The sequence below is a fragment of the Guptibacillus spartinae genome (assembly GCF_028610625.1).
GTDB lineage: Bacteria > Bacillota > Bacilli > Bacillales > Guptibacillaceae > Guptibacillus > Guptibacillus spartinae.
In genome coordinates, this window is sequence record NZ_JAQQWU010000012.1 from 108,300 (window position 1) to 133,289 (window position 24,990).

Sequence of the window (24,990 nt, forward strand, 5' to 3'; positions counted from 1 at the left end):
TCCTATTCTACCATGATATGCTAAAGATTCGTCTAGTTTTGATAGATTTTCTCTTGAATGAATGTTGTTAAATTTTACTATTTATTTACTCTATACCCCACTAAGCAAAAAGTAAAAGCCATACACTAGTATATTTACAACCTTTGCTCTTGGATACTTTGCCTTCTTCAATTATTGCTCCCCATAAAAAAATGAAACCAGAAAAATCCTGGTTTCATTAATCAGTTTCTTTATTTGACGCTTGAGCTTTTCGGTGCTCCTCGTTCATAGTTTTAATTTCAGCCACCAACTCTTTCATGGCATCTTTTGCATCAGGATATGTTTGGTTCCAATGTTTCGCTAATGGAGGCATCGTTTTGGAGAGATGCGTATACATAGCCCACAGCTTTACTTTCTCCTTTAGCTCAGGGCTTGTATCTCCAAGGAGAAGCTCAGTGTATTTATCCATCAATCCATCAACTTGTTCCTGAAGTGTTTCAAGACTCATTCCTTTCACTCCAATCACACGCAGAATATCCTAAGTATAGCATATTTAATAGGAGACTCTACCATTCACCTGCACATCTCTTAGTCTTCCATAATCAATGCGTTCTTGATTTTCTTTGATCGCCTTAATTAATTCGTCTATTAGTACCTTCTCATCCGTCACAATAAAAAAACGACAGGATATCATCGCGAAGTCGCCAAAAAAAGCTCGGCAACCTTCATAGCGTTTTGCATCACGAACGGGTTGATATGGAAAAATAAAGTTTCCGCTCTCTTCAAAGGCTGGATCGAGAGGATGTTCTTCAAGAACCTTAATAAGCTCTCGAATCGTAAGCTCTCGTCCATGCTCATTTGTTCCAATTTCAATAATTTCAAGCAAGGCTGATTCCCCCTTCTTTACAAGGTTCGAAAACAAATTCCTCTGATAGAGGGCCGACAAATGAAACAACACGTTTTATTACAACAAAAAAAAGTCAGAATAAATTCTGACTCAAACTTATGGGTCACAAAGAGTGAGTATTGACAAAGGGGGGGACCTGACCTCACTCTTTACATTATCTTATGTCGATTCACTCTAAGTGGCTGGACAAGTACCCCGGTACAAACATGGAATTTTCATTAAGCCTCTTCATCATTATGACACACTCAGACATGATTTGAATCTCGCTCGCCATTATAATAGAAGGAAATGGAATGCAGAGCACCATGGAGGGATTAAGATGGAGATCATTGTGATCGGTGGGGGCATTGGTGGACTAACGACTGGTGCCTTACTGACAAAAGAAGGTTATCAAGTGACAATACTTGAAGCATCGAATGAGTGGGGAGGATCTGCTGGAAAGTTCAGCAGAGGAGATTTCCTCTTTCCAGTAGGCGCTACGATGGGAATGGGCTTTGAAGAAGGCGGCTTACATCATCGTATCTTCAATGAATTAGGTTTATCGTTCCCTGCCAAAGCAATGGATGAAATTATGAGAGTTTATCAGGATAGTCGGGTCATGCCTTACTACTCCGACCGAAACCGCCACTTATCAGAATGTGCCATTCAATTCCCAGATTACGCAGAAAAGATTGTTTCCTTCTACAAGGAAATATGGAAATTAGGCGCAGAAATCCGCAAACTAATTGATCCGCTCCCGGTTGTTCCACCTGTAACATTAGCGGAATGGAAAGGACTATTTCTGTCTCTAAAACCCGGCACGCCTCTTCTTCTTCCGTACTTAAGAAAAACAATGGGCGACCTTCTCAAGAAACACCATTTAGTGGAGGCAACTGACTTTATGCATTTCATAGAAGGACAGTTAATTGATAGTATGCAAACTACAAGTAAAGATTGCTCTGCCCTAATGGGCGCTCTTGCTCTCGACATTTATCATGAAGGCGCGTATTACACGGAAGGTGGATTATATCGAGTTGCTGAAATGCTTCAACAATATATTGAGAATAACGGCGGGAAAACCTATCGCAGAAAACAAGTTCAAACCATTCGTCGCGAGCATAACCGTTGGGTAGCCATTGATCAAAAAGGGGAACGTTGGAAAACGGATCATCTGGTGACCAACTTGCCTGTACAGAGTTTTGTTCCTCTTCTACCAGAGCCACTCCAAAAACAGCTTCCTTCAAAATTAATAAAGAGAAGCCAACTATCGCAATGGGGAGCATTTACAATGTACCTCGCTTTAGATGAGAAAGTCATTCCTAACTATACTGCGCTGTTTAGCCAGGTCCTTTCATCTGATGGAGACATGACGGAGGGAAATCATCTCTTTTTATCACTATCAAAGTCGAACGACATTAACCGTGCGCCGGTCGGCTATCGCACCTTAACCGTCAGTACACATACCGAACTCCGTCACTGGGATACAAAAGAAAAATACGATCGCTATAAACAAGAACTGACCGAAAAGATGCTTACTGGAATCGAACGTGTCATTCCAAACGTACGGAGCGGAATTGAGTTACAAATGACCGGCGCCCCTCGCGCATGGGAGCGTTTTACGAAAAGACCGAAAGGCATGGTCGGTGGCTTTCCCCAAACTAACGAATATAGTCTTTTTAACAGTCTTTCTCATCGGACTGGGCTAGATGGACTCTGGCTTTGTGGCGACAGTGTATTTCCTGGCGCTGGGACGATCGGCGTATCGACGAGCGGTTACCATGTCTATCGATCCATTTTGAAAGATACCAAGAAAAGAAAGCATATTTAGAATAAATTCGGTATTCTTTGGCAGAATGATACTATCATTTTATGTTGAAGGAGCGAATGGCTGTGAATGAAAAGAATAAATTAGTCACTTCGGATAGTGAAAAACTTCTCACTTCTATGAAAGAAGAAATTGCGGAAGAATTCCTTGTAATGGAAGCGATCACCGAACAAGTTGAGGAAAAAGATTTTTATACGTATCATCTCTTAAAAGAAGCTGAAAAACTTCGTGATCAAAAGAAATAATCCACTCCCATCAATGACGTGTGGGGAATCCTGTAGTATACTTCTAGTAATTGATCTAAAGGAATGATGCATATGACAACTCATACGTTTACAGTTGGTGAAGAACGCGCAAATTATATCACCCATGGAATTGGAGCGATCATTAGTCTGGCTGCTCTCGTCATACTAATTGTCTTTGCATCTCTTTATGGAACGGCCTGGCATATTGTTAGCTTTACGCTTTTCGGTACAACAATGCTGTTGCTTTATACAGCATCTACTCTCGTGCATAGCTTTCCCGCTGGAAAAGCAAAAGACTTTTTTGAAATACTTGATCATTCTTCCATTTATTTTTTTATCGCAGGGACTTATACACCTTTCCTGTTTATCGTAATTGAAGGCGCGCTTGGCTGGACATTATTCGGAATTGTGTGGGGCCTTGCCATAATTGGAACAGTTTTCAAAGCTTATTTTGTTAAAAAATTTCTTTTTATTTCTACGATTCTTTACGTTCTTATGGGGTGGCTTATCGTGCTTGCCTGGAATCCACTTACACAGAACTTACATCCTAACGGGATGATGCTTCTCATCATTGGCGGGATTCTCTACACGATTGGTGCCGTATTCTATGTATGGAGAGCGTTTAAATACCATCACGCTGTTTGGCATTTATTTGTTGTAGGCGGGACACTCGCTCATTTCTTCTGTGTTCTGTTTTATGTTTTACCGTTGTAAAGCTATTCCTCTGCACGAATTGTGCAGGGGTTTTTTGTTGGACAAAACCTTTTTACGCTAACAATCGTCTTAGCAGTAGAAAAATGTTTAAAGGATGAAAACCTGTGATTGAAGTATCTCATCTAACCAAGAAGTTTATGAAAAAGAAAGTCCTCCATGACCTTAATTTAACCATTGAAGGAGGAATGATTGGGCTAATTGGGCCTAATGGTGCTGGAAAAACTACGTTTATGAGAATGCTTGCCGCTGTATCAAAACCTTCTTTTGGAGATATTTTGGTTAATGGTTATTCGATTCAAAAGGAAGCTTCAAGCGTTCGCAAAGATATAGGCTACCTTCCCCAACATTTTCAGCTGTATCCACAGCTTACTGCATCCGAGTTTCTTGATTATGTGGGACAGCTAAAGCGGGATGGGTTTTATGATCATGAAAGAGAAAAGAACCGTTTACTTGATGCTCTTAACTTAAGAAATCAACAAAATCAGAAAATCAAGACGTTCTCGAATGGAATGAAGCAGCGGCTAGGTATTGCCCAGGCACTGTATGGTGAACCAGCCCTGATGATCTTTGATGAACCGTCAGCAGGTCTCGATCCTGAAGAGCGGTTACGTTTCCGCAATCTCATGGCAGACGTATCAAGTAGAAGAACTGTCATTTTATCCACGCACATCGTAGAAGATATTGAATCGAGCTGTGACACCTTAATCGTTTTAAATAAAGGACAAGTGATTTTTACCGGGGCACCTTCTGAGCTACAGAGCAAAGGGAACGGTCTTGTGTGGGAATTTGATCTTGAAGATGAGGATTGGAATCGCCTTACTGGACTTCAAATGACGTTAACAAAGCGAAAAGCAGAAGGATTACATTGTCGTGCGATTTCTCCTGTGGCGCCCTTTGACTTCGCTGAGGCTGTCAATCCAACACTTGAAGAAGGCTATATGGCACTGATCGAGCGTGATGGCACATGAGAAAATGGATTGTTCAATTCAAACTTGAATTGTCGTTTTTGTTTAAAAGTTGGATTTTCACGCCTCTTCCATTCCTTTACTTCATTTGGTTACTTTTGAGCATGAATACGAATCAGGAAGGGATTCACGGAAATCTCTATCGAACGACTTACGAAACCACTCACTCGCTCATTTTCATTCTTGTCACCGGCTTATGTATTCTTATTGGAGTCTACCTCATTCGGCGCGATGTAGGAAATGAATCGTTTGAATGGCATCAATCCTTTCCTGTATCTAATTTTATTTTTATAGCTGCTAAATTTGTATCCGCCCTTCTCTATATGACGATCTTTACGGTTCTCATGACCGCCACTTACTTTCTAGTTGCGACGAGTGAGAACATCGCCATTGAAGAAACCATTGCGATTTTGAAATTTTTCTTTATTCAATATGAAGTGACCTTTTTGATTAGCTTATCGCTTGGCATGCTTTTATCGGTTTTCATTAAAAATCGGTTTGTCTATTTAATCGCGTTCTGCGCTTGGATGTTTGGAACGCTCTTTATGGAGATTTTCATTATTAACCAGGGAGACCTCTTTTATTTAAAAGTCTTTCACCTTACGTACTTATTTGTTGATTCTGTTCTTATTAACGGCACATGGGGCATTCAATTAATGAAAGAGGAAATACAGTTGCAGCGTCTCTTTGTTACGACGGTTTCAGCCTTTCTCCTTGTACTGATCATCTTTACTCTTAATATGCGTAGGCCACATCAATACGACAGGCTATGGAGAGGGTTACTAATTCTAAGTGCCGGGCTCGTTCTCCTTTCTTACCTTCCTTACGCATCTTTCTGGAATGAAAGGATGAGAGGATTTAACGAGATAAAAGAAGAATCACCTTTTATGACAAGTGGGCAAGATGGTGAATATAGCTACATGACATTCCCTCCGGCTCCTCAAACAAATGGCGTTTTAGAAGGTGAAGGAGCTCTTTATCAACCTGATCGCTTTGACATTAAGGAATATGATCTTTCAATCGATCAACAAAATGAGGATTCGCTTGATGTTGAAGCACGCCTCACCCTCTCAGAAACTGAACTTTCAACGAGGGATGTCATCAAACTCACATTAAATCAAACTTTTAAGGTTAAAAACGTGAAGATCGATCAACAGCCCGTTCCATTTACAAGAAGTAATGATTTTATAACGATTTCATTACCTGATCAAACAAACACACCTGTCATTCAATTGAATTACGAGGGAACTTATAAGCTTTGGGCCTCTAACTACGGTCAAGAATTCTATCCAGGATATGTAGACCGCAACCAGATCATCATGCCCTCTCAATCCGCCTGGTATCCTTTGCCTGGACATCAATATCTTTATGATAGGAATGGCGAATCACAAACCAATGTAGGAATGAACAATCGAGCGGAATTTAACGTTACCATGAATGGGCCCTCCCCCACGTTTGGAACAATCGAAGAATTTCAATCTTCAGAGGGAACATACAAACTCCATGGAAAAACCGCCAAACTTGACCTTTACTCGGGCGATCTAGTAGAAGTAACATCAGATCATTTTCCGTTTTCGATTGTCACAACCAGCTATAACAAGAGACGAGCTCAAACATTAATGGATGAGTTGGACGAACGTCTTCTTTATACTGAGCACTACCTTACGAAAGAAATCGAGCCGATGAGACATCTCTTTATCCTACCTGTCGAAAATATTCGCTGGGCAAATTATATGAGGCAACAAGGGTTTATTGACCAAAACTATCTTTTGAGCGAGTCATCCTTCTATCAACTCGATGAACCCTACTTAATGAAATTGTTTCTTCAAATCAACCTTTTACATGATCGTACAGAAATATATGGTTACGACGAAGGGGAGTTGGTGACCAGCACGATTCTTAGTGCTTATACTTACCTTTATGAAATCGATCATGGAAATGAAGAAAATGCCTCCGCGATTAAGAGCATGGTGGTTACAGTTAACGACGCCATTCCAATTGAGAATTATAGTGAGGAAGAAATTGAAGCAAATCGAATATTTTCTATGATTAAGACTGCCGTAGAGTCTGGAAAAGAAAAGCAAGTAAAAGAAGTGCTTAACCGCATCTACAGTGAAGAATGGATTGATCCGGGATTCCCTTCCGATTTCTCCTTATTCCGCAAACCTTCTACGCTCATCCTTTTCGAAGAGTGGGCGCGAATCTGGGATGAAGTAATGCAAGAAAGTCAGACGCGAAAGGAGAAAGGTTCATGACAGATGAAGAATTAGTAACCGCAATGGCACGAGGAAATCAAGCTGCTTTTGAAGCCTTTGTACATCGCTACCATGCACCACTTCTTGGTTATCTTGAACGAATGTTGCGCGATCGAAAAAAGGCAGAGGATGTCGTTCAAGAAACCTTTCTAAAGTTAATCAAACAGCTGAAGTCCAAGAAAATTCCTGAAAAAATAAAGCCATGGCTCTATCAAGTCGCCACAAATCAGTGCAGAGACTATTGGAAAAGTGCAGGATTTAAATCAGAAAAACAAATTCTCGACTTTATACCTGATCAGCCTGATCAAGAGCCTTCTGTTGTTGAACTATTTGAACGACAGGAATCACGAGTTGAATTTCTTAAAAAACTGGATACCTTATCAGAAACCCAAAGAGAAATTGTCTATTTACGTTTCTATCAGGAGTTAAAGTATCAAGAAATTGCTGAAACATTAGAACTGCCGCTTGGTACTGTTAAATCGAACTTATTTCATGCCTTAAAGAAACTAAAAGCTTCTTTAGTACGAAAGGAGGAAGTTAGCCATGCAAAACATCGATCTTGAGTTAGAAAAGCTAGAAGATGATTTAGAACAACCGCTCAAATCCTATCTGGCTACGTCACCACGTTCTGAGGATACACAAAAACTCCTTATTTCTTTACAAGATTCTTTTGATCAATTAAAACCGTCTGAATTTGACTTCGAACAGGAAACTGAACCATCAAAACCTTCACTTATAAAACAATGTTTGAATCAATTCAGCTCTTATCACTGGGCGTACTGGTTGATCAGCTTATTGATTTTCGCCATGCTAACGGTCATTTCTTCTGGAAGTATGGAATCAGATAGTTTATTTCCTATCGTTGTTCCAATCTATTTACTTTTTGGAGTCCTTTATAGTTATAAAACGTGGAATAAAGAAATGCGCATGGTCGAATCAATCACACCATTCCCGCCTGCTCTTTTACTATTAAGTAAACTACTCGTTGTCCTAGTAATGAACATTGGTCTTGCGCTGTTATCAACGCTTTACATTGTAAAGGATAATACGATGATCAATCCCGCTACTTTTCTGTTGCATTGGTTTGCACCACTTCTCTTCCTAACCGGTTTGCTTGCCTTTGTGCTGTTTCATAAAGGAGTCATTGCGGGCTTTATTGCAGCGCTAATTGGATGGGTATTAACGTTTCTTGTTTTACCTTATACGGTGTATGCCATTTCTGGTGAAGCATTTCATCAGAACATCTTGTTTATCGTTTCTTACCTCATTATTCTTAGCCTAGGCGTCGGAATGCTTTTCTTATCTTATCGGAAAAGTTTACGTCTCTCTTATTTGTGAGGGATCGTGAATGATACAAATTGATAACATCAAGCATACTCGAAAACAATTTGCTCTCTCTATTCCTGAATTAGATTTAGGCAAAGGCATCACCATTTTAGTTGGCAAAAATGGATCTGGTAAATCCACATTACTTCAACTAATTGCTACTGCATTAAAGCCCCATCGAGGTACGATTAAGTACGGTGGGAAAACAATAGACGATGCCCTTCCATTTATACGGAAAAACATCGGATTTCTGCCTACTGGGATTGAGCTTTATGAAGAAATGAAAGTAACTCGTTTTCTACGCTACATGAGTGAACTAAAAGGGGGGGTTAATGAGGAGGCTATCGAAAAAACGATAGTGGCGCTTCACCTTCAGGACGTGAAACATGTGAAAATAAAGACCCTTTCACAAGGTTTGAAGCAAAGAGTTGGTATTGCTCAGGCCATACTTAATTGTCCTCCTATTTTGCTACTTGATGAACCCTTAAACTATTTAGATAGTCGAGAGCGTAAAAATGTGGTCTCCCTTTTATCTCGATATGCTAAAACGAGACTTGTCCTAATCGCCACCCATGAGTTAAACGAATGGGAAGATATTGCGGATGATGTGATCTGGCTTCAAGAAGGAAAAGTCATTTTTAATGGCTCTACTCCGCTTTGGAAATCACAGCTTCCTTTACGTGTTTGGCAAGGTCACATTCTCCTTTCTCAAATCACGGATCTCGATTCCGAACGAGTGATTCATATGAAACGAGAACCCCAATATTACTTCATTAAATATATGGATGTATCAAAACCATTCGCTCATTTTAAAGAGGTAGAAGTCACCATTGAAGATGCTTACTTTATTCGCAAAAAATCCAGAGACCGGGGACGATTAAAACTATGATCACAAAGGAGATCAGACAGAAGATCAACAGTTACCCAAATATTAGCCAACTTGACTACAAGCATATGATTGAGAAGCTTGAAGTAATGAAGAAGAGAGACGCGAGAAAGAGTACTGACGATCAAAAAAATTCCAAACAATAGACCATATAGTAGCGTTAATAGAGAAATCCCCTAAAAGAACCATCACTTTTAGGGGATAATTTAACTAGCCTACACGTGTTACGTAGATAATTTCTTGCTTTTTTGAAGAAGTTTCGATTCTCCAGTACGTTCCCATTCTTCCACTACTTCGTATGCCTTCTCAGGAGAATAACCCTTACCTACCAGCACTCCCATTAAAATAAATTCTTGAAGTATGTGCGTTGCGTTTATGCCTCTTTTTACATCTTCCAATCCTTCATTTACAAGGTATTCCGTATATTCAACCCACTCATCAGGCGTTTTGCCAAACACTTTTTTAGCTCGCTCTTCCGCTGCAATGGCATCTTCTTTCGTTTCATGAACCGTTCCAAACGGATGGTTCGGTGGCGCATAAATGGAGTAAAGCTTTATTGGAACATCACCAGTATTGGTTAGGTTATGCCAAGTACCGGCCGGAATAAAAACAGCATAGTCATCGTAAACTTCTTTCTCATAGTTCAAAGCATTTTTCCGTTTTCCCATTTGTACCTTACCCTGACCTTGTTCAATACGTAAAAATTGATCTAAATTTGGATGTCTTTCCAATCCAATATCTTCTCCAACGTCGATGCTCATTAATGTTAGTTGTAAATGGTCACCCGTCCACAAAGCCGTTCGAAACGTATCGTTTTGCAATGTAGCTTCATTTATATTGGCTACGAAAGGTTTCGGACCATAATCTTTAAATTCTCTACTCCCCTGACTATTTTGTGATCCAAAAGAATTAGCATTTGCGTACATTTTTTTCAATCCCTTCACAAATCATAAAATATCCTATGCATTTGTACCGGGTGTGTACGTTAAATTTAAAATACTGAACTATTTTGCCATTTATAGAACAGAAAAAAACGCACTGATGTCATTCAGTACGTTTTTTTTATCATTAAGGCGCTCTTATTTAATCGCCTTTTCAGCTTTCACTTCCGTTTGACTCCATGTAGTCGTATAAACATTAAAGAGCGATTCAAGTTGATTGACTAAATCAAGAGCGAGTAGCCCATTCCCTTCTGCTTGCTTTGAACATCCAATGGGCACGGTCCTCTTAATAAGCTGTGAATAAATTTCTGCTTCACTGAGCGTTCGCTTAAATTCGTTTTCTGCTACATTCTTTAGAAGGGCAATGGCTCCAGATACGTGGGGTGCCGCCATGGACGTGCCAGAAAGAACAGCATATTTTCCACCCGGATAAGTCGACAGAATATCTACACCTGGTGCAACTAAATCAATCTCATTATTGGTATTCGAAAATGGCGCAAGCATACGCTGAAAAGAGGCTGCCCCTACTTCAATGACCTCATTATAAGCTCCTGGATAAGCGTATTCAGACGTATCCTCCCTGCCATCCCCTTCATTTCCAGCGGCGCACACAACCGAAATATTTTGATTCACTGCGTCTTTAATGACTTCGTAAAGTTCAGGAACATTGGATGGTCCGCCAAGAGACATTGAAATCACATTAACACGTTCTCCACCCGGTCCCTTCCAATCAATGGCATAACGAATGCCATTAATAATCGATTGATAAGATCCGCTCCCTGACTCATCGAGTACTTTTACGATTAGTAATTTTGATTCTGGCGCAACACCCTGCACACCTTTTTCTCCGTTCGTTGCGGCAATCGTTCCAGCTACGTGCGTGCCATGACCATTATTATCATCGTAACGGTCCGCATCTCCACCGAAATCTTTCGTGAAATTCTTACCGCCGATAATGCGAGATTGAAGATCTGGGTGATCCATCTGACATCCGGTGTCGACAACCGCAATGATCCGTCCCTTTCCTTTTTCAGCTTCATCCCAAATGGCTGGAGCTTGAATCATTTCTACTCCGTCAGGTAGAATGCCCGCTTCTTGAACGACATCATTTACTTTGAATGGTATTAGTCTAACTTCACTCATAGGTAACGCCCCCTCTTTTTTACTGAATTATCTGATAAAAAGGCATGAGTTGTCTAGTTCCATATGGTCTAATTTCCCATATTATTTTTTCTAAATGTCGTTCTTTTTTACTATTTAGAGAAGACGGGCAGCTATTTCAGCAAGCTTACTTCTTTCTGTGCTTGTTAAGTGAACAATTCCAACTTCATTTTCTTGCTTTAATCGTTCAACTGCATAAGTTAGACCATTGTTCACTGCATCAAGGTAAGGATGATCAATTTGCTCAGGATCACCAATTAGAATGATTTTTGTTCCTTCTCCAACCCTAGTTAGAATTGTTTTCACTTCATGAGGGGATAAATTTTGAACTTCATCAATAATCACAAATTGATTTGGGATACTTCTCCCTCTTATGTATGTTAAAGCCTCAACTTTTAATGTTCTTAAGCCCGATAAAATGTTATTCAATTCCTCTTCGTTATTCGCGTCAAATAAAAATTCCAAATTGTCATATATCGGTTGAATCCATGGTCTCAGTTTTTCTTCTTTTTCACCTGGTAAAAAGCCGATATCATTTCCTACCGGTACAACAGGTTTCGAGACAAGGAGCTTTTGATAATGCTGCTCATCTTCTGTCTGGCTAAGGCCTGCCGCAAGAGCAAGCAAGGTTTTACCCGTTCCCGCTTTTCCAGTGGCACAGACGAGGGAGACGCTTTTATCCATAAGAAGCTCCATCAGCATGCGCTGTTGGACATTTTTCGGAAGTATTCCCCATATATGTTCACTCTCTCGATTTAATCCCTGAACAACCAATTTCTGATTGCAAATGAAGACTCTACCGATCCCCGAATGACTACTTCCAAAGACATCTTTTAGAAGTACAAAATCTTGCACATATACTTCTTCGGTCGTGTACTCTCGCACGATGTCCATCGAAAGTTCACCGCTCTGATAGAGAGCGTCAATAACTTCCGGAGGCACAAGTATTTCATGATAGCCACGATGAAGACGTTCAACGTGTTCAATGAGCCGATCATTCTCATATAGTTCTGGAAAAAATGCTGGTAAATCGAGTGATTTCTTTAGCGCATCTGCTTTTGCAATCATTAACGTATCATTTGAAACAAGGATGACTTCGCCTATTGAATCGGCACTTAAATTAATGGCTACTGCAATGATACGATTATCATTTGAATCTTCACTAAACTCATTTCGTAGTTTATCAAAAGAGCGATGGTTTAACTCAATTCGAAATGTTCCTCCTGATTCAAGCGGAATCGGTTGATCAAGTTTTCCTTTGTTTTTGTCTCGCAGTTTCTTGTACATTCTGCTAAATTCTCGCGCATTTCGACCTACCTCATTCATTAATCGCTTCTTAGAATCGATTTCTTCAATGACGATCGCTGGAACGACAACATGGTTGTCTCCAAACTGAAAGAGTGAATAGGCATCATGCAAAAGAATATTGGTGTCTAGAACAAAGGTTTTCAACAACAGAACAGCTCCTTTTAACGAAAGTTTAAGAAGGCGAAGGAAAGTCCCTTCACTTTGAGCTATTCCCTATTTCTTTTCTCTGATCCTACCCTTTTACATAAATACAATCTGATTTACAGTTTCTTCATAATTTATTGTTAGCTATATTCTCACATATTGCTTATAAGCTGCATATTCATGAAAACCAGACTTCCGGAGAATCGGTTCAGACGTCCCAAGTCTTGCCTGTGTTACCGCTAACTCACATCCTCTTTTTCTCGCTTCTATTAAACGGGATGATAACATACTTCGGTAGATTCCTTTGCCTCTATATTCAGGTAGCACAGCTGCTCCGCTTAAGTAGAGTACTTTTCCATCCTTACTATAGCGATAATTTGAATAGCCTACGGGCTTATTGTTCTCGAGAGCAAGCGTGTATCCGCCTCTTCGATCAAGGAATTGAAGATAAGATGCGCGCTCATGAATAGCCGCTTGCTTCGCTTTCGTGTCATATCCCCAGATTGCCGCAGCGACTTGCACATGCGCCTCGACGTCTTCTTCCGTCGTCACCTCGCGATAAGTAAAATTGGTTGAAGGCGTTTCTTCTTCTGTTAGTACCTTCGCTAAACCAACGTATGTCTCCTCATGCTGAAAGTCTAATGTCATAAGGTGCTCTTCTAATTCACTAGAATCCGACCTTGATCGCACCCACCACGCAAATGGACTTCCTTTAAAGTATGCGAGGACATCCTTTACATCAGCCACTCTTCGACGAAATCGAACGACCTTATTTGCATAGACACTCGTTGATTTTTCATTTTTGATCATCACGAGGTCATGATTATGAATATAGTGAATAGATTCAGGTACAAAAGCTTCTTCATAATCCCATTGAATTGCTTCAATTGAATGAATGATTTGCTCATTATTCATTGTGTCTCATCTCATTTCTTCCCCTTATGGTGTGGTTAATGCTGGAACGCCAGCTTATATGACCAATTTGTCACATCTAATGGAGATTAAAACGCATAGCACCAGGACATACTGGGAATAACAATTTTTAAGGAGGGTGTGCTGATGGAAACCAATCAGCTAAGAAAAGCATTAGAACAGCGTAGAAATTATTACATTTCAAAGCTTATTGAGGCAGGAGCCTATTCCACCGCTGATCACCATCTGTATCACTGTACGCTAACGGATCTTGAAAAAGAGTACAAACAACTATCCAACTATTAATATCTTAGATCAACGTGAGATTCGAATAGAATCTCTTTTTTATTTTTATATACGTATAAAACAGCTATAGACTGGTAAAAATGGGGACATAGCTTGAAAAACTAGCAAAATAAGAAAGGATGAAACACGATGAATAAAGCAGAACTTCTTACTACTGTTGCAGAACGGGCAGAGATGTCAAAGAAAGATACTTCAAGAGTGGTAGACACATTAATGGATACGATCGCTGAAGCACTTGCTAAAGGAGAAAAGGTTCAGCTTGTTGGATTTGGTAACTTTGAAGTAAGAGAACGCTCGGCTCGTAAAGGCCGCAATCCTCAGACTGGTGAAGAGATTCACATTCAAGCATCCAAGACGCCTGCTTTTAAACCTGGGAAAGCATTGAAAGAAAAGGTTGTTTAACATTATCAGAGCTGGATCCATTTTGGTTCCAGCTTTTTAAATGAGGAGAAATCGATGGATCTTATGCAAATAGTCAAATATACCGTTACATTTATTACGATCATTATGCTCATTGTTTTTTACTATCGTATGGCTAAGAAATAAAAGCGCGCTAATTGAGCGCGCTTAGCTGTTTGCTTAATTTATTATACCAGCTCTCATTAAGCTCTTTCGCAAGTAGCGCTTTCTCAAGTCCTTCACGATCGCTTCGATCCTTATACGTCACTCGGTTAATCAATGCAACTGTCACATCATGGTCAGGACGATGTTCAAGAATAATGTCATCCTGCACAGTGACGTGACCTTCTTCTAATACGCGGAGATAATACCCGCTATATCCATTTTCCATCACGAACAAGTGCATGTTCTCAACTTCAAACTTCTTGGCAAGCTTAAAACAAGGCTGTCTCGGTAAACTAACCTGAGCTTTTATGCCACCGATTTGATAAACATCTCCAATCCGCGCTTCTTTTTCATCTAGACCGGATACTGTGAAATTCTCACCGAATGCGCCTACCTTCAATTCACGTCCAAGGTTCTTTTCCCAGTACTCATAATGTTCGATGGGGTAAACACAAATCGCTTTCTCAGATCCCCCGTGATGAACAAGATCCGCCTGACCATCACCTTCAACTTGAACTTGTGAGACGTAAACCGATTCACGAACAGGTTGTTTGTAGATCGCTGTTGAAATTGGTTTTCCTTTGTATGTCGTTTCAACGGGTTTACCAACATTTACGCTGATTAATTTCGCCACAGTAATCCCCTCCTCTCATCAGTTTAGCATAAGAATTCGTTTTCAAGAGAAATCCAATGAAACGCAAAAAACAGCCGCTTTCCGGCTGTTTCCATTCATTTATACGTGTCGATTATCAATTCGTTTTTCTATTTCAGCAAGTTCTTTTTCATTTTTAAGAAGTTCTGCTTTATTTTGATCAACGAGCTGTTTAAAAGTTAATTTTTTCAGCTTTTTCAACAAAATTCACCAACTTTCCCTCTGTATGAGTTCATTATACAACAGGAGTACGTTAGATAAGTTAACAAACTATTAAAATTTTGTGAAAATTTACACACATTTCAGTTTATGAATCATGATTCAGATTCATTCCTACTGGATACTGGACCACCGCTTAAACCATAAAAAAAGAGTTGAAGAACATCATCTAGAAAACCTCTTCGCTCTGACCAGGTTTTAGCCGGAACTCGCTGAACCTCTGTTTTTAGGGCATTAAGGTAAAACATAATGGCTTCCATTGAAAGTGAAGCATTAATTTCTCCTCGCTCACGCGCCTTTTCAAGAATCTGAACGAACAGTGGTAGAGTTTGCGTGCGGTAGAAATGGTCGACATACTCTTTCAACTCTTCATCCGCCGTTAGCATTTCTTGAAGTAACGATGGATCGAGGCTTTTGACGGCTTTATGTTTCTCAAAAACGATGAACTCAATCAGTTCAGCGAACGATCGCTCTTGCTGCATTAATTCCTTAAATACCCCAAACTGCTGATGCATGTAATCCTTCAACACCGCTCGAACAAGCTCTTCTTTACTAGTAAAATGATTGTAAATCGTCACTTGAGAAACATCTGCATGCTTCGCAATATCACTGATTTTCACCTTTTTAATGCCTTCTTTATTAAATAGCGCAAAAGCAGCATCCATAATATTTTTACGCTTCTGTTGTTTGCGCAATTCAAATCCATTCATTTTCATCACCACTCTTAGTATAGCACTTAATGAACTATTTATTAAATTTGAGTTCAGTAAATATTGATTAATTTGTTGGAGTCATTTATGATAAAAGTGAAATATATATTAAATAATAGTTCAAAATTTAACTGAGGGGGAACCTCAATGATTGAATTAAACGGCTTAACCAAACAATTTTCAAATGGAAAAGGGATTTTTGACGTTACGTTCTCTATTTCAAAAGGAGAAGTATTTGGATTTCTGGGACCAAACGGGGCCGGTAAATCGACTACGATTCGTCACTTAATGGGGTTTATGAAACCGTCTAAAGGCTCAGCAGCAATTGACGGGATGGATACATGGAAAGATGCTGCTAAGATTCAAGAAAAGATTGGTTACTTACCTGGTGAAATCTCTTTTCTCGATGGTATGGACGGGATGGCTTTTCTTAACCTTGTTGGTGGAATGAGAGGAATGAAACAAACTGCCTATCGCGACGAGCTTATCCATCGTCTACAGTTCGATGTCAAAACCCCTATTCGTAAAATGTCAAAAGGAATGAAACAAAAAGTCGGTATCGTCGCTGCTTTTATGCATGAACCAGAAGTCATCATACTCGATGAACCCACGTCCGGTCTTGACCCACTCATGCAGCGAATCTTTATTGAAATTGTGATGGAACAAAAAGAAAAGGGCACAACGTTTTTAATGTCTTCTCATAGCTTCTCAGAAATTGAACGCACATGTGATCGAGCCGCCATTATTAAAGACGGCAAAATTGTTGTTGTTGAAAATATCCATGATCTCCAACAAAAGCAACGCCGCCTTTTTGATGTAACGTTTGCGAGTGAGGAAGAAGCTATACGCATAAAGCAGAGTTCACTGGACGTTGTGTCCGTCACTGATAACCGGGCAGAAATTGCCGTTCAAGGAGACTACAATCAATTTATTCGTGCGTTAGGAGATTTTCAGGTTCGTAACATGGATATTCATGAACAGAACCTTGAAGAAGTATTTCTGAATTACTATAACAGAGAGGCGGATCCATCATGAACATGACGTTGTATGCAAAAATGTTAAAGGTTCATGCGAAATCGATTTCTAGCTATGCGATTGGTTCTGCTCTTTATCTTCTTTTAATCATCGGCATTTATCCATCGATCGCAGATGCGCCTGGACTAAATGATTTAATGGAATCTATGCCAGAAAGCTTCCTGGCTGCCTTTGGGATGGAAGGTGGATTTCAGCATGTGAGTGACTTTATTGCTGGTGAATATTATGGGTTACTGTATGTTGTCATTTTATCGATTTTTTGTTTAATGACAGCATCTCAGTTAATGGCCCGTCACATTGATCGTGGTTCGATGGCTTATATTCTCGCTACGCCGAACTCCCGAAAGAAAATTGCTCTCACTCAAGCCATTGTCCTGATCACCGGGCTTTTGATTATTGGAATCACAACTGCACTTGCTGGAGTGATTGGCACAGAAGTATTAATTGAGGATAAGCCGTTTGAAGCCATGACGTTTTTGAATGTGAACCTTGTCGGAATTCTATTATTCTATGTCATATCAGGCTACTCTTTTCTCTTCTCTTCCTTGTTAAATGACGAGAGACAGGCACTAGGAATTTCCGGATTACTGACAATTGTCTTCTATGGGATGGACTTAATCGGAAAAATGAGTGATAAATTCGATTGGATGGTTCACCTCTCTCTCTTTTCAACCTTTCGACCCGTTGAGATTGCAAGAGGCTCTGTCGACGTTTGGCCTATGATCACGTTCCTTTTCTTACTAGGTACGGCCCTCTACGCAGTTGCCATTCTTGTCTTCTCGAAAAGAGATCTTCCATTATAATAGGAAAGAAGATAAGGAGTGATCGATATGAATTACGTGAAAGAACTGCGCGAGCTCGTGGGGCAGAGACCGCTTATTTTAGTTGGGGCTGTCGCACTCATTCTAAACGAAAAAGAAGAAATTCTTCTTCAACAGCGGAACGAACGAAAGAAGCGATGGGGATTGCCTGGGGGGTTAATGGATCCAGGGGAATCAACTGAAGAAACTGCGATACGGGAGGCTTTTGAAGAAACTGGTTTAACGATTCGAAACCTCACTCTTTTTAAGCTTTATTCTGGCGAGGAGTTTTTCACGAAAGCGGATAACGGAGATGAATTTTATTCCGTTACAACCGCTTATGTTACGAATGACTACGATGGAGACCTCACCCTATCAAAGGAAAGTCTAGCATTTGAAACCTTCTCTCCTACGAATCTGCCTGATCAGATGGTTGGTAGCCATAGAAGAATGATTATGGATTACTTCGATACCAAAAACGAGTTACCTTGAAGCAATGGGACGTTTCCATTGCTTCTTTTTCATTTCCTTACACCGTTCGAAATCATGCTTACCCTCTCCGCTTCTCCTCTTAATACAGGGTGCTGGTAGTGAGGATCTCGTTGTTTTCAATTGCAGCAGCTTTTTTACAACTAAACTAGTACTGATTACCTCATTTCCCCTTTTCTTCAACTCATTTCATACTGTATTCCATTTCCTATGTTAGAATGAGAGAGGCGTTTTGACAAATCTATGAATCTCATTAACTTACATAAGGATGTGAAGATCTTGAGGAAACTATTCCTTTTTCTTCTCGTTGCTTTAGTTGCTTTGGTTACCGCATGTTCGAACTCGGCATCAACCGACGAGCAAACTGACGAAAAAACAGATCAGCAAGCAGCGAAAGAAGATGAAAGTAAAAAAAGTGAAAAAAAAGTAGAGGAAAAGGATGAAAAAGAAGAAGTGGCTCAACCATTTGAACCACTTGCTCCATCCGAAGATGCGAAACCACTTAAAGAAACCATGACAAAAGAAGAATTAGCGAAAATGCCTGTTGTAGAAGCGCACGGGGAAGATCGCACAAGAAAGACCCCTGTCGGTGAAACGCTAATGGAAGGCACAACTGATGAAACGGACGGAATTCTAAAAGATTACCGCCTTGTTGCTTATTACGGTCAACCAAACTCAACACAAATGGGAATTTTGGGCGAGATGGAACCTGAAGCGCTAATGACCAAATTAAAAGAACAAACGCAGGCTTATTCTGATGCGGATCCAGACCGTCCAGCCATCCCTACGATTGAGCTAATTACAACAATTGCTCAGCGTGATCCAGGCCCAAACGGGAAATACTATCACATGACTTCTGAAGAGGACATCGATGAATACGCAGAACTTGCCAAAAAACATAATGCCATTCTCATGCTCGATGTTCAGCTGGGTCGCGATACAGCTCTTCATCAAGTAAAGCTTTTGGAAAAATGGTTGAAGCTCCCTTACGTGCATGTCGCAATTGATACTGAGTTCCACGTCAAAGAAGGCCAAACACCTGGTATCGACCTTGGTAGTGTAGATGGCAGCGAAGTACAAGAAGTTGTTGACTATGTTTCAAATTTTGTAGAAGAAAATGACTTGCCCGATAAAATTGTACTCGTTCACCAGTTTACGGATAAAGCTGTAACAAATAAGCAAGTCATTAAACCAACTGATAATGTAGAGGTCGCCCTAAACTTTGATGGCTATGGGGACTATGGAACGAAAATGTCGCTATACCGTAAATTTGTTCGAAATGAGCCCGTTCAGTATGGTGGGTTTAAAATTTTCTACAATAAAGATCAACCGGTTCTGACACCTGCTGAAGTCCTTCAGCTTGATCCGAATCCCGCGATTATTAATTACCAATAAGGTCTATCACCCAAAAACGCCTCCCCCTCTTCTTAAGGGCTGGAGGCGCTTTTTTAATGAAGCAGACTTAATTATTTTTAAAACAACTCTCACAGATGAACGTTCCTTCGTTATTTAGATAGGCTTTGATTTCCGTCATACCTTTATAAGAAGGATAGCGCATTTTAACATAAACCACATCATTCCCCTTGATTTCCTTATGACACGTGCTGCAAGTCGGCTTTTCTCCAAACATCTCCAAATCCTCCTTGAATAATGGTCTCTTTCATACGTCCCATGCTTAAGAAAAGTTTCATAACCCACTTTTCTTAATACCTGTATACTTTTTCCATGATTAGCCAACCTAATGAATGGAGGTGATGATCATGGACAAAAAATCACAAAAGAATGATGAAATCAGTCAAAAGAACAAATTCACAAATGAATTTGGTGCAGATCTAGATGAACAGGCAATGAATGGCGATTACGGCATGCTAGAGACTGAGGAAGAAGATCGAGCAAACAAAAAACAGAAGAAATAGGAAGAGCCACCTTGTCAGTGATAAGGTGGCCTTCGTTTTATGGAAAAGACGTTATTCAGTTTGCACTCGTCCCATTACGATCGTATTGACATATTGGTCTTTAGACAAGCGTTTATCTTTTTTCAAAATCCCTTCTACCTCAAATCCATGATTTTGATAAAGGCTAATCGCTTTTGTATTCGTTTCTGATACAAATAACGCGATTTTCTTTACATTGTTACGATCGGCCCAAATGATGCTACTCTTTAATAAGCTGCTACCAATTCCATAGCCCCAATAGTCTCTTAAGACACCAACTCCGAAGGTTACTTTGTGCAAAAACCTCTTCAACTGATTTCCTTCGCATCTCGCGTAGCCAACGATCTTATTATTTACTTCTGCTACTAAAAAGAGGTTCGTTGGGGATTCTGTATCTTGAAGAATGATTTGCTTAAACATAGCATCATCTAAAACCGCTTCTCCTTTTTCTCGATCTAAAAATTCCGTTTCCCCATCAATCTGCCTTCTCACGTTAGAAAGCTGATAGGTATCTTCTACCGCGGCAGAGCGAATGACGTAACATAAACTTTCAACCCTATACTCTCTTTGAGTAACTTTCATAACTCCTCCTCAACGACCTATACCAGGGTACGTTCAATAATATAAAATAATGAGTTCATTTCATTTGCTCAACTTCTTCGGTCAGCGAATTTACGGTAAATGTCTTTTTTACGTTTTGTTGACTGTCATACACCCTAATGTAGTAGAACGATTGCTCTTCTTTCACGAAATCCACGGTGTATATCTGTTGTTCCTCACTTGTTAACTGATGATAGATGAGAACTTCAGCATCATCTCGAGACAATCGCCCTTCCTGCTCAGTCGTATGGTCCTCTCCAGTGGGGACGTTTATATCGTTTGAACAACTGACTAAAAGTAGTACAGTAAAAAGGATGAAGGTAACGTAAAAGAAGTGCCTTTTCAAGTAACCCCTCCTCTTTTCTTATCACGTTGCGCATCGTTAAAGTTCAGAACCCTCATCACTCTTTGCTTCTAGTTTACTTTCTACTTTTCTTAGCAAGTCATTTTGCACCTGCAGCTGATCTGTTATTTTCAATCCAACTTTCTCGATGGTTTTCGTTAAAGACCAGAATAAAATAAAGATAAAAACAATCAAGATCATCCCTGTACCCGCCTTCTCTCTTTTTCTAATGGTCTTAGCCGTTTTAATTTATATTCCTTGTTTTGACGTTTGTCGAAACGATTTTCTAACGTATAGGGTGTACATCAAAACGATTATTGAAAAAATCATATTTCCGAGGAAAGGTTGCGGAGATGGGTAGGAAACGAGTAAAGCACTAATACACCCAAAGATTACGGAATAAGCGATCATGAACCAGTAGCCCCAAATGGTTAGCCTGATGTATCCATACACCAAAACTAGTGAAGTAAGAGCGACGAGACCCCTCATCAACCTTTCTGGAGCATTTGGTAAGCCAAATCGTTCCGCAATTCCAATCGTATTAGCTGCGTCATAAAAAATAGCGGTAAAGACTAAAACCACCGCTCCAAACAAATAGAAGTAGCTAATGAGCGTGACGCCTATCGGTCTTTTCAACGGTCTTCCCCCTTCCGTATATCAGTAAAAACGACTCTCCCTGCATCTGTTTCTAAAACTATTATGATTGATTTTTGTCTTGCTTACGATCTTCATACTTAATAAAGAGATAAAGATGCAAAACAGCTCCAAATACAATAATGCCAATACCCAATTCTTGAAACCACATTAAATAAAAATTATCAAAATAAGTAAACGAGAATAAAAGAAATCCTAGCGTTACATAAATAGCCGCTACAACGTGACCCATTTTTCACACCTGCCTATTCGTTCAACTACCACCAATTATTTCAAAATGCTATGTTACTGGCAATCTTTTCTTTGCTCATTTAACCGGCAACAAAAACTCCACGGAAGGCATCTCACCCTAACAAAATGACGTCTTACCTTTATTCAAATGACATCCTCCTTTTCCAGATCTATACTAATCTTAAGAAAGCCGCAAAACAAAGGATGTGAACATGTGAAAATTTTACTCGATGTCGATCGAAATTATGAAGAAACGAGTGTAACCATTCATTGCCGAGAACTGGATGATTCGATCAAAGAAATTATGGATTATCTCAATACTGAAAAAATGCAATTCATTGTCGGTAAACAAGGCGAAAAGCAGCACATTTTAAGACCAAATCACGTGCATTCTTTCCATTCAGAGGGAGATCAAGTAATGGCGACGACAGCTCATGGCGCTTTTAAAGTGAAAGAGAAATTGTATGAGCTTGAAGAAAGCTTGCCAATGAATACATTTATCCGGCTGTCGAAGTCCGTCCTTGCTAATCTGCATGAAATCAGCCATTTCGAACCATCCTTTAATGGCACGCTCGCTGTACACTTTCAATCTGGTAAAAAAGAATATGCTTCAAGACATTATGTAAGCAAAATTCGAGAAGTTCTAAAAATGAATAGGAGGTCAAAGTAAATGAAAACATTTTTGTTTAGAAGTATGGTAGGGTTATTTTTCGGAGGGTTTCTAGCTGTAGTACTAACCTATGGGGTTATTTTCTTAGGTGATCAAGCGACGCTTGATTCAAACCTTTTTGTCACAAACTCGTTAGGAGCGATTTTCTGTGGATGGTTGTTTACGGTCACACCTCTTTACTTTGAAATCCATTCTCTAAAACTCCCTCAACAAACAGCATTACACTTTTTCACTGTAATAGTTATCTATTTTATTTTGGCGTATGGCATTGGGTGGATCCAACCTGGCGTAACGAACATACTGATCTTTCTCATTATCGCTCTTGTATCCTACAGCATCATGTGGACGGCTTTCTATTTGTACTTTAAGAACGAGTCTAAAAAATTAAATGAAGATCTTCAGCAAATCAAGTAGCCTTTCCTTGATTATAAATAGCAGAAGCGCATTCAACCAGAATGCGCTTCTAAAAGTATTTTATATAGAAGTCGTGACGAAGCTTTCCACTAAGCTGAGCATATAACTTTGTTGTTTCGCTCTTCTCATGTCCCATCAAACTCTGAATCACTTCAAGAGGAGCTCCGTTATTGATCATATGCGTTGCGTAACTATGTCTTAATTGATGAGGGTGAATCACTTTATCAAGTTCTGCCCGCTTGGAAATTCGTTTAATGATATAGCGCACAAGATCAATACTCATCCTTCTTTTCGGTCTTCTCTCCGTTATGAATAAGCAGGATTCAAGATCATTACGCTCATCAAGATAGCGTTTTAACCAGATGGAACAGCGTGTGTTGAAATATACTTCTCTTTCCTTATCCCCTTTTCCATGAACAATGACTGAATTTGAATGAAAGTTAACATCCTCACGATTTAGCTTTACAACTTCACCAATACGACAACCAGTAGAGTAAAAGAATTCAAACAACGCTTTTTCCATCGTATTCTGACAGGCTTCTCTCAAGTGTTCGATTTCTATCTCATTTAAAAATTTTGGAATTCTCTTTCCGAGCTTAGGTTCTTTCAACTTAGCGGCTGGATTTTTCTGAATTAACCCCTCATCATAAGTCCATTTAAATAGCGAGCGAATACAGCGAACACGATGTCCTAAACTAGAAGGCTTTAAATGACTGCCCATTTTCACTAAATAACCTTTAAGATGATCTGTCGTAATCACATCCATATCAACATTGCCAAAGTGGCCTAAGAGCTGAATGTACTGAAAATAGTAAGTCTTAAGCGTTAACGGAGAATATCCCTCAATTTGCTTATCTAAATGATACTTTTCCCAAACATGTGATAACAACATTCTTTTCACTCTCCCAGGTGCTGAATCTAGTAATCTTAAATCTATTATGTCCAGGACGAGTAACGTTTATGCTAGATTTATTCCGTAATTTGAGCCACTATAATGGAGTACTTGATTTCAAGGTATCTTTGAGGTAAACAATATTTATATACTATTTATCACTTCAACTTTGAAGTTCATTGACTGTTACAAATTTATTGCGTAGATAAATGATAAGGGAATCCTACAATCATTTTTCCATTTGTAGGTGTAACGTCTATTTCTCCTCTATAACCAACGTTTCGAATTAAACCGTCTGTTTTTCACTCTATCGTTTAATATTTTCATCAAAAAACTTTCATGATCTTTCACTCTCAACCCAAGAATGAAAATAGAGCATTCCTTCCATAATGGAGATACCGTGAACAGTGAGTTTCAACGTGCTCTTTAATGGTGGTTCGACCCTGTACAAAAAACTGTTGGATGGAATTTGGTGCACAACCCATTGTTAGCTCTCTCTAACGAGAGATGACTACGAACAGAAAAATGTTTAAGTTCAAATTCCTTCCACTGTTTACGGAATCTATCTCATAAAGGATGGCTTTGAACATGGAAGTTTTGTATAAACAGTGTGCTGGCTTAGATGTCCATTCTGAAACCATAGTGGCCTGTGTTTTACTAGAAGACGACCAACGCAATGTTACGAAAGAGACAGAGACCTTTCCGACGTTGACAAAAGATTTATTTCGTCTTTTGAAGTGGTTGGAAGATCGACAAGTGACCCACATCGCAATGGAAAGCACAGGGATCTACTGGAAACCGATTTATAATATTCTCGAAGATTATTTCGATATTACTCTCGCTAATGCGCAAAGAATTAAAAACGTCCCTGGTCGCAAAACGGATGTATGCGATGCAGAATGGATTGCCAAGTTATTGCGGCATGGACTA

General features: G+C 39.6%; 34 protein-coding genes. 18 read left to right on the forward strand and 16 right to left on the reverse strand.

From position 1 onward, the window contains the following. Positions 1–217 precede the first annotated feature (217 nt). Together PQ511_RS18235 and PQ511_RS18240 are read right to left on the reverse strand one after the other, a co-directional pair. Positions 218–487: a YusU family protein gene (locus tag PQ511_RS18235; RefSeq protein ID WP_273853360.1), complete on the reverse strand. Its 270-nt coding sequence runs from the start codon at positions 485–487 to the stop codon at positions 218–220. A 45-nt stretch (positions 488–532) separates the two neighbouring features. Next, on the reverse strand, positions 533–865 hold the full coding sequence (locus PQ511_RS18240; RefSeq protein ID WP_273853361.1) for a hypothetical protein: 333 nt from the start codon (positions 863–865) through the stop codon (positions 533–535). Positions 866–1,205: 340 nt separating this feature from the next. Between PQ511_RS18240 and PQ511_RS18245 the strand changes: the two genes are divergently transcribed. From PQ511_RS18245 to PQ511_RS18280, 8 genes are all read left to right on the forward strand, one after another. Continuing rightward, entirely contained in the window at positions 1,206–2,693 is a 1,488-nt protein-coding gene (locus PQ511_RS18245; RefSeq protein ID WP_273853362.1) for an FAD-dependent oxidoreductase, read from the forward strand. 62 nt (positions 2,694–2,755) lie between these two features. Beyond that, on the forward strand, positions 2,756–2,935 hold the full coding sequence (locus PQ511_RS18250) for a hypothetical protein (RefSeq protein WP_273853363.1): 180 nt from the start codon (positions 2,756–2,758) through the stop codon (positions 2,933–2,935). 72 nt (positions 2,936–3,007) lie between these two features. After that, positions 3,008–3,649 carry a PAQR family membrane homeostasis protein TrhA gene (trhA, locus tag PQ511_RS18255; protein WP_273853364.1) on the forward strand — a complete coding sequence of 214 codons (642 nt, stop codon included), beginning with the start codon at positions 3,008–3,010 and terminating at the stop codon, positions 3,647–3,649. A gap of 104 nt (positions 3,650–3,753) precedes the next feature. Continuing rightward, on the forward strand, positions 3,754–4,617 hold the full coding sequence (locus PQ511_RS18260; RefSeq protein ID WP_273853365.1) for an ATP-binding cassette domain-containing protein: 864 nt from the start codon (positions 3,754–3,756) through the stop codon (positions 4,615–4,617). Between the two features lie 101 nt (positions 4,618–4,718). Continuing rightward, positions 4,719–6,869: an ABC transporter permease/M1 family aminopeptidase gene (locus PQ511_RS18265; RefSeq protein ID WP_273853366.1), complete on the forward strand. Its 2,151-nt coding sequence runs from the start codon at positions 4,719–4,721 to the stop codon at positions 6,867–6,869. After that, a complete protein-coding gene (locus PQ511_RS18270; protein WP_273853367.1) occupies positions 6,866–7,432 on the forward strand; it encodes an RNA polymerase sigma factor in 567 nt (188 codons plus the stop codon). The genes PQ511_RS18265 and PQ511_RS18270 overlap by 4 nt, the downstream gene beginning before the upstream one ends. Beyond that, positions 7,413–8,207 carry a hypothetical protein gene (locus PQ511_RS18275; RefSeq protein ID WP_273853368.1) on the forward strand — a complete coding sequence of 265 codons (795 nt, stop codon included), beginning with the start codon at positions 7,413–7,415 and terminating at the stop codon, positions 8,205–8,207. The genes PQ511_RS18270 and PQ511_RS18275 overlap by 20 nt, the downstream gene beginning before the upstream one ends. A gap of 10 nt (positions 8,208–8,217) precedes the next feature. Further along, positions 8,218–9,084: an ATP-binding cassette domain-containing protein gene (locus PQ511_RS18280; protein WP_273853369.1), complete on the forward strand. Its 867-nt coding sequence runs from the start codon at positions 8,218–8,220 to the stop codon at positions 9,082–9,084. 221 nt (positions 9,085–9,305) lie between these two features. Here PQ511_RS18280 and PQ511_RS18285 read toward each other — a convergent pair whose 3' ends face one another. The 4 genes from PQ511_RS18285 to PQ511_RS18300 all read right to left on the reverse strand — a co-directional run bounded on the left by PQ511_RS18285 (position 9,306) and on the right by PQ511_RS18300 (position 13,550). Next, positions 9,306–10,007, reverse strand: a complete 702-nt coding sequence (locus PQ511_RS18285) for a cupin domain-containing protein (RefSeq protein WP_273853370.1) — start codon at positions 10,005–10,007, stop codon at positions 9,306–9,308. 153 nt (positions 10,008–10,160) lie between these two features. Then, on the reverse strand, positions 10,161–11,165 hold the full coding sequence (locus PQ511_RS18290; protein WP_273853371.1) for a S8 family peptidase: 1,005 nt from the start codon (positions 11,163–11,165) through the stop codon (positions 10,161–10,163). 114 nt (positions 11,166–11,279) lie between these two features. Then, the gene (locus tag PQ511_RS18295; RefSeq protein ID WP_273853397.1) at positions 11,280–12,641 is read right to left on the reverse strand and encodes a PhoH family protein; all 1,362 of its coding nucleotides are present in this window, start codon (positions 12,639–12,641) and stop codon (positions 11,280–11,282) included. A gap of 138 nt (positions 12,642–12,779) precedes the next feature. Further along, a complete protein-coding gene (locus tag PQ511_RS18300; protein WP_273853372.1) occupies positions 12,780–13,550 on the reverse strand; it encodes a GNAT family N-acetyltransferase in 771 nt (256 codons plus the stop codon). 144 nt (positions 13,551–13,694) lie between these two features. Between PQ511_RS18300 and PQ511_RS18305 the strand changes: the two genes are divergently transcribed. Both PQ511_RS18305 and PQ511_RS18310 read left to right on the forward strand, forming a co-directional pair. Continuing rightward, positions 13,695–13,853 (forward strand): Fur-regulated basic protein FbpA, encoded by a 159-nt coding sequence (locus PQ511_RS18305; RefSeq protein ID WP_098444902.1) that lies wholly within the window; start codon positions 13,695–13,697, stop codon positions 13,851–13,853. Between the two features lie 129 nt (positions 13,854–13,982). Beyond that, complete coding sequence (locus PQ511_RS18310; protein WP_273853373.1) at positions 13,983–14,255, forward strand: HU family DNA-binding protein; 273 nt, start codon at positions 13,983–13,985, stop codon at positions 14,253–14,255. A gap of 151 nt (positions 14,256–14,406) precedes the next feature. Here the strand turns inward: PQ511_RS18310 and PQ511_RS18315 are convergent, their stop codons facing one another. From PQ511_RS18315 to PQ511_RS18325, 3 genes are all read right to left on the reverse strand, one after another. Continuing rightward, positions 14,407–15,051 (reverse strand): MOSC domain-containing protein, encoded by a 645-nt coding sequence (locus PQ511_RS18315; RefSeq protein WP_273853374.1) that lies wholly within the window; start codon positions 15,049–15,051, stop codon positions 14,407–14,409. 99 nt (positions 15,052–15,150) lie between these two features. Next, positions 15,151–15,270: an FbpB family small basic protein gene (locus PQ511_RS18320; protein ID WP_370314259.1), complete on the reverse strand. Its 120-nt coding sequence runs from the start codon at positions 15,268–15,270 to the stop codon at positions 15,151–15,153. 113 nt (positions 15,271–15,383) lie between these two features. Continuing rightward, positions 15,384–15,998: a TetR/AcrR family transcriptional regulator gene (locus PQ511_RS18325; RefSeq protein WP_273853375.1), complete on the reverse strand. Its 615-nt coding sequence runs from the start codon at positions 15,996–15,998 to the stop codon at positions 15,384–15,386. Positions 15,999–16,145: 147 nt separating this feature from the next. Between PQ511_RS18325 and PQ511_RS18330 the strand changes: the two genes are divergently transcribed. From PQ511_RS18330 to PQ511_RS18345, 4 genes are all read left to right on the forward strand, one after another. Continuing rightward, entirely contained in the window at positions 16,146–17,033 is an 888-nt protein-coding gene (locus PQ511_RS18330) for an ABC transporter ATP-binding protein (RefSeq protein ID WP_273853376.1), read from the forward strand. Next, the gene (locus PQ511_RS18335; RefSeq protein ID WP_273853377.1) at positions 17,030–17,836 is read left to right on the forward strand and encodes an ABC transporter permease subunit; all 807 of its coding nucleotides are present in this window, start codon (positions 17,030–17,032) and stop codon (positions 17,834–17,836) included. Before PQ511_RS18330 ends, PQ511_RS18335 begins: the two co-directional genes overlap by 4 nt. Before the next feature lie 27 nt (positions 17,837–17,863). Then, entirely contained in the window at positions 17,864–18,325 is a 462-nt protein-coding gene (locus PQ511_RS18340) for an NUDIX hydrolase (protein WP_273853378.1), read from the forward strand. 267 nt (positions 18,326–18,592) lie between these two features. Next, positions 18,593–19,717 (forward strand): hypothetical protein, encoded by a 1,125-nt coding sequence (locus tag PQ511_RS18345; RefSeq protein ID WP_273853398.1) that lies wholly within the window; start codon positions 18,593–18,595, stop codon positions 19,715–19,717. 67 nt (positions 19,718–19,784) lie between these two features. Here PQ511_RS18345 and PQ511_RS18350 read toward each other — a convergent pair whose 3' ends face one another. Next, entirely contained in the window at positions 19,785–19,952 is a 168-nt protein-coding gene (locus PQ511_RS18350) for a Fe3+ hydroxamate ABC transporter substrate-binding protein (protein ID WP_273853379.1), read from the reverse strand. Between the two features lie 130 nt (positions 19,953–20,082). Here PQ511_RS18350 and PQ511_RS18355 point away from each other — a divergent pair, with 130 nt between their 5' ends. Beyond that, on the forward strand, positions 20,083–20,238 hold the full coding sequence (locus PQ511_RS18355; protein WP_273853380.1) for a DUF4021 domain-containing protein: 156 nt from the start codon (positions 20,083–20,085) through the stop codon (positions 20,236–20,238). 51 nt (positions 20,239–20,289) lie between these two features. On the opposite strand, the gene PQ511_RS18360 is transcribed toward PQ511_RS18355, so the two are convergent. The 5 genes from PQ511_RS18360 to PQ511_RS18380 form a co-directional block, all read right to left on the reverse strand. After that, positions 20,290–20,838 (reverse strand): GNAT family N-acetyltransferase, encoded by a 549-nt coding sequence (locus PQ511_RS18360; protein ID WP_273853381.1) that lies wholly within the window; start codon positions 20,836–20,838, stop codon positions 20,290–20,292. A 55-nt stretch (positions 20,839–20,893) separates the two neighbouring features. Further along, positions 20,894–21,202 carry a hypothetical protein gene (locus PQ511_RS18365; protein ID WP_273853382.1) on the reverse strand — a complete coding sequence of 103 codons (309 nt, stop codon included), beginning with the start codon at positions 21,200–21,202 and terminating at the stop codon, positions 20,894–20,896. 36 nt (positions 21,203–21,238) lie between these two features. Then, the gene (locus PQ511_RS18370) at positions 21,239–21,400 is read right to left on the reverse strand and encodes a hypothetical protein (protein WP_273853383.1); all 162 of its coding nucleotides are present in this window, start codon (positions 21,398–21,400) and stop codon (positions 21,239–21,241) included. A gap of 48 nt (positions 21,401–21,448) precedes the next feature. Further along, positions 21,449–21,835: a hypothetical protein gene (locus tag PQ511_RS18375; protein ID WP_273853384.1), complete on the reverse strand. Its 387-nt coding sequence runs from the start codon at positions 21,833–21,835 to the stop codon at positions 21,449–21,451. Between the two features lie 61 nt (positions 21,836–21,896). Further along, a complete protein-coding gene (locus PQ511_RS18380) occupies positions 21,897–22,085 on the reverse strand; it encodes a hypothetical protein (protein WP_273853385.1) in 189 nt (62 codons plus the stop codon). Between the two features lie 213 nt (positions 22,086–22,298). On the opposite strand from PQ511_RS18380, the gene PQ511_RS18385 reads away from it, so the two are divergent. Together PQ511_RS18385 and PQ511_RS18390 are read left to right on the forward strand one after the other, a co-directional pair. Continuing rightward, complete coding sequence (locus PQ511_RS18385; RefSeq protein ID WP_273853386.1) at positions 22,299–22,754, forward strand: LytTR family DNA-binding domain-containing protein; 456 nt, start codon at positions 22,299–22,301, stop codon at positions 22,752–22,754. Then, complete coding sequence (locus tag PQ511_RS18390) at positions 22,755–23,168, forward strand: DUF3021 domain-containing protein (protein WP_273853387.1); 414 nt, start codon at positions 22,755–22,757, stop codon at positions 23,166–23,168. A gap of 49 nt (positions 23,169–23,217) precedes the next feature. On the opposite strand, the gene PQ511_RS18395 is transcribed toward PQ511_RS18390, so the two are convergent. Further along, entirely contained in the window at positions 23,218–24,060 is an 843-nt protein-coding gene (locus PQ511_RS18395; RefSeq protein WP_273853388.1) for a tyrosine-type recombinase/integrase, read from the reverse strand. Positions 24,061–24,648: 588 nt separating this feature from the next. Here PQ511_RS18395 and PQ511_RS18405 point away from each other — a divergent pair. Next, positions 24,649–24,990: IS110 family transposase (locus PQ511_RS18405; RefSeq protein ID WP_273853389.1), on the forward strand; the 342-nt coding region annotated here is incomplete at its 3' end.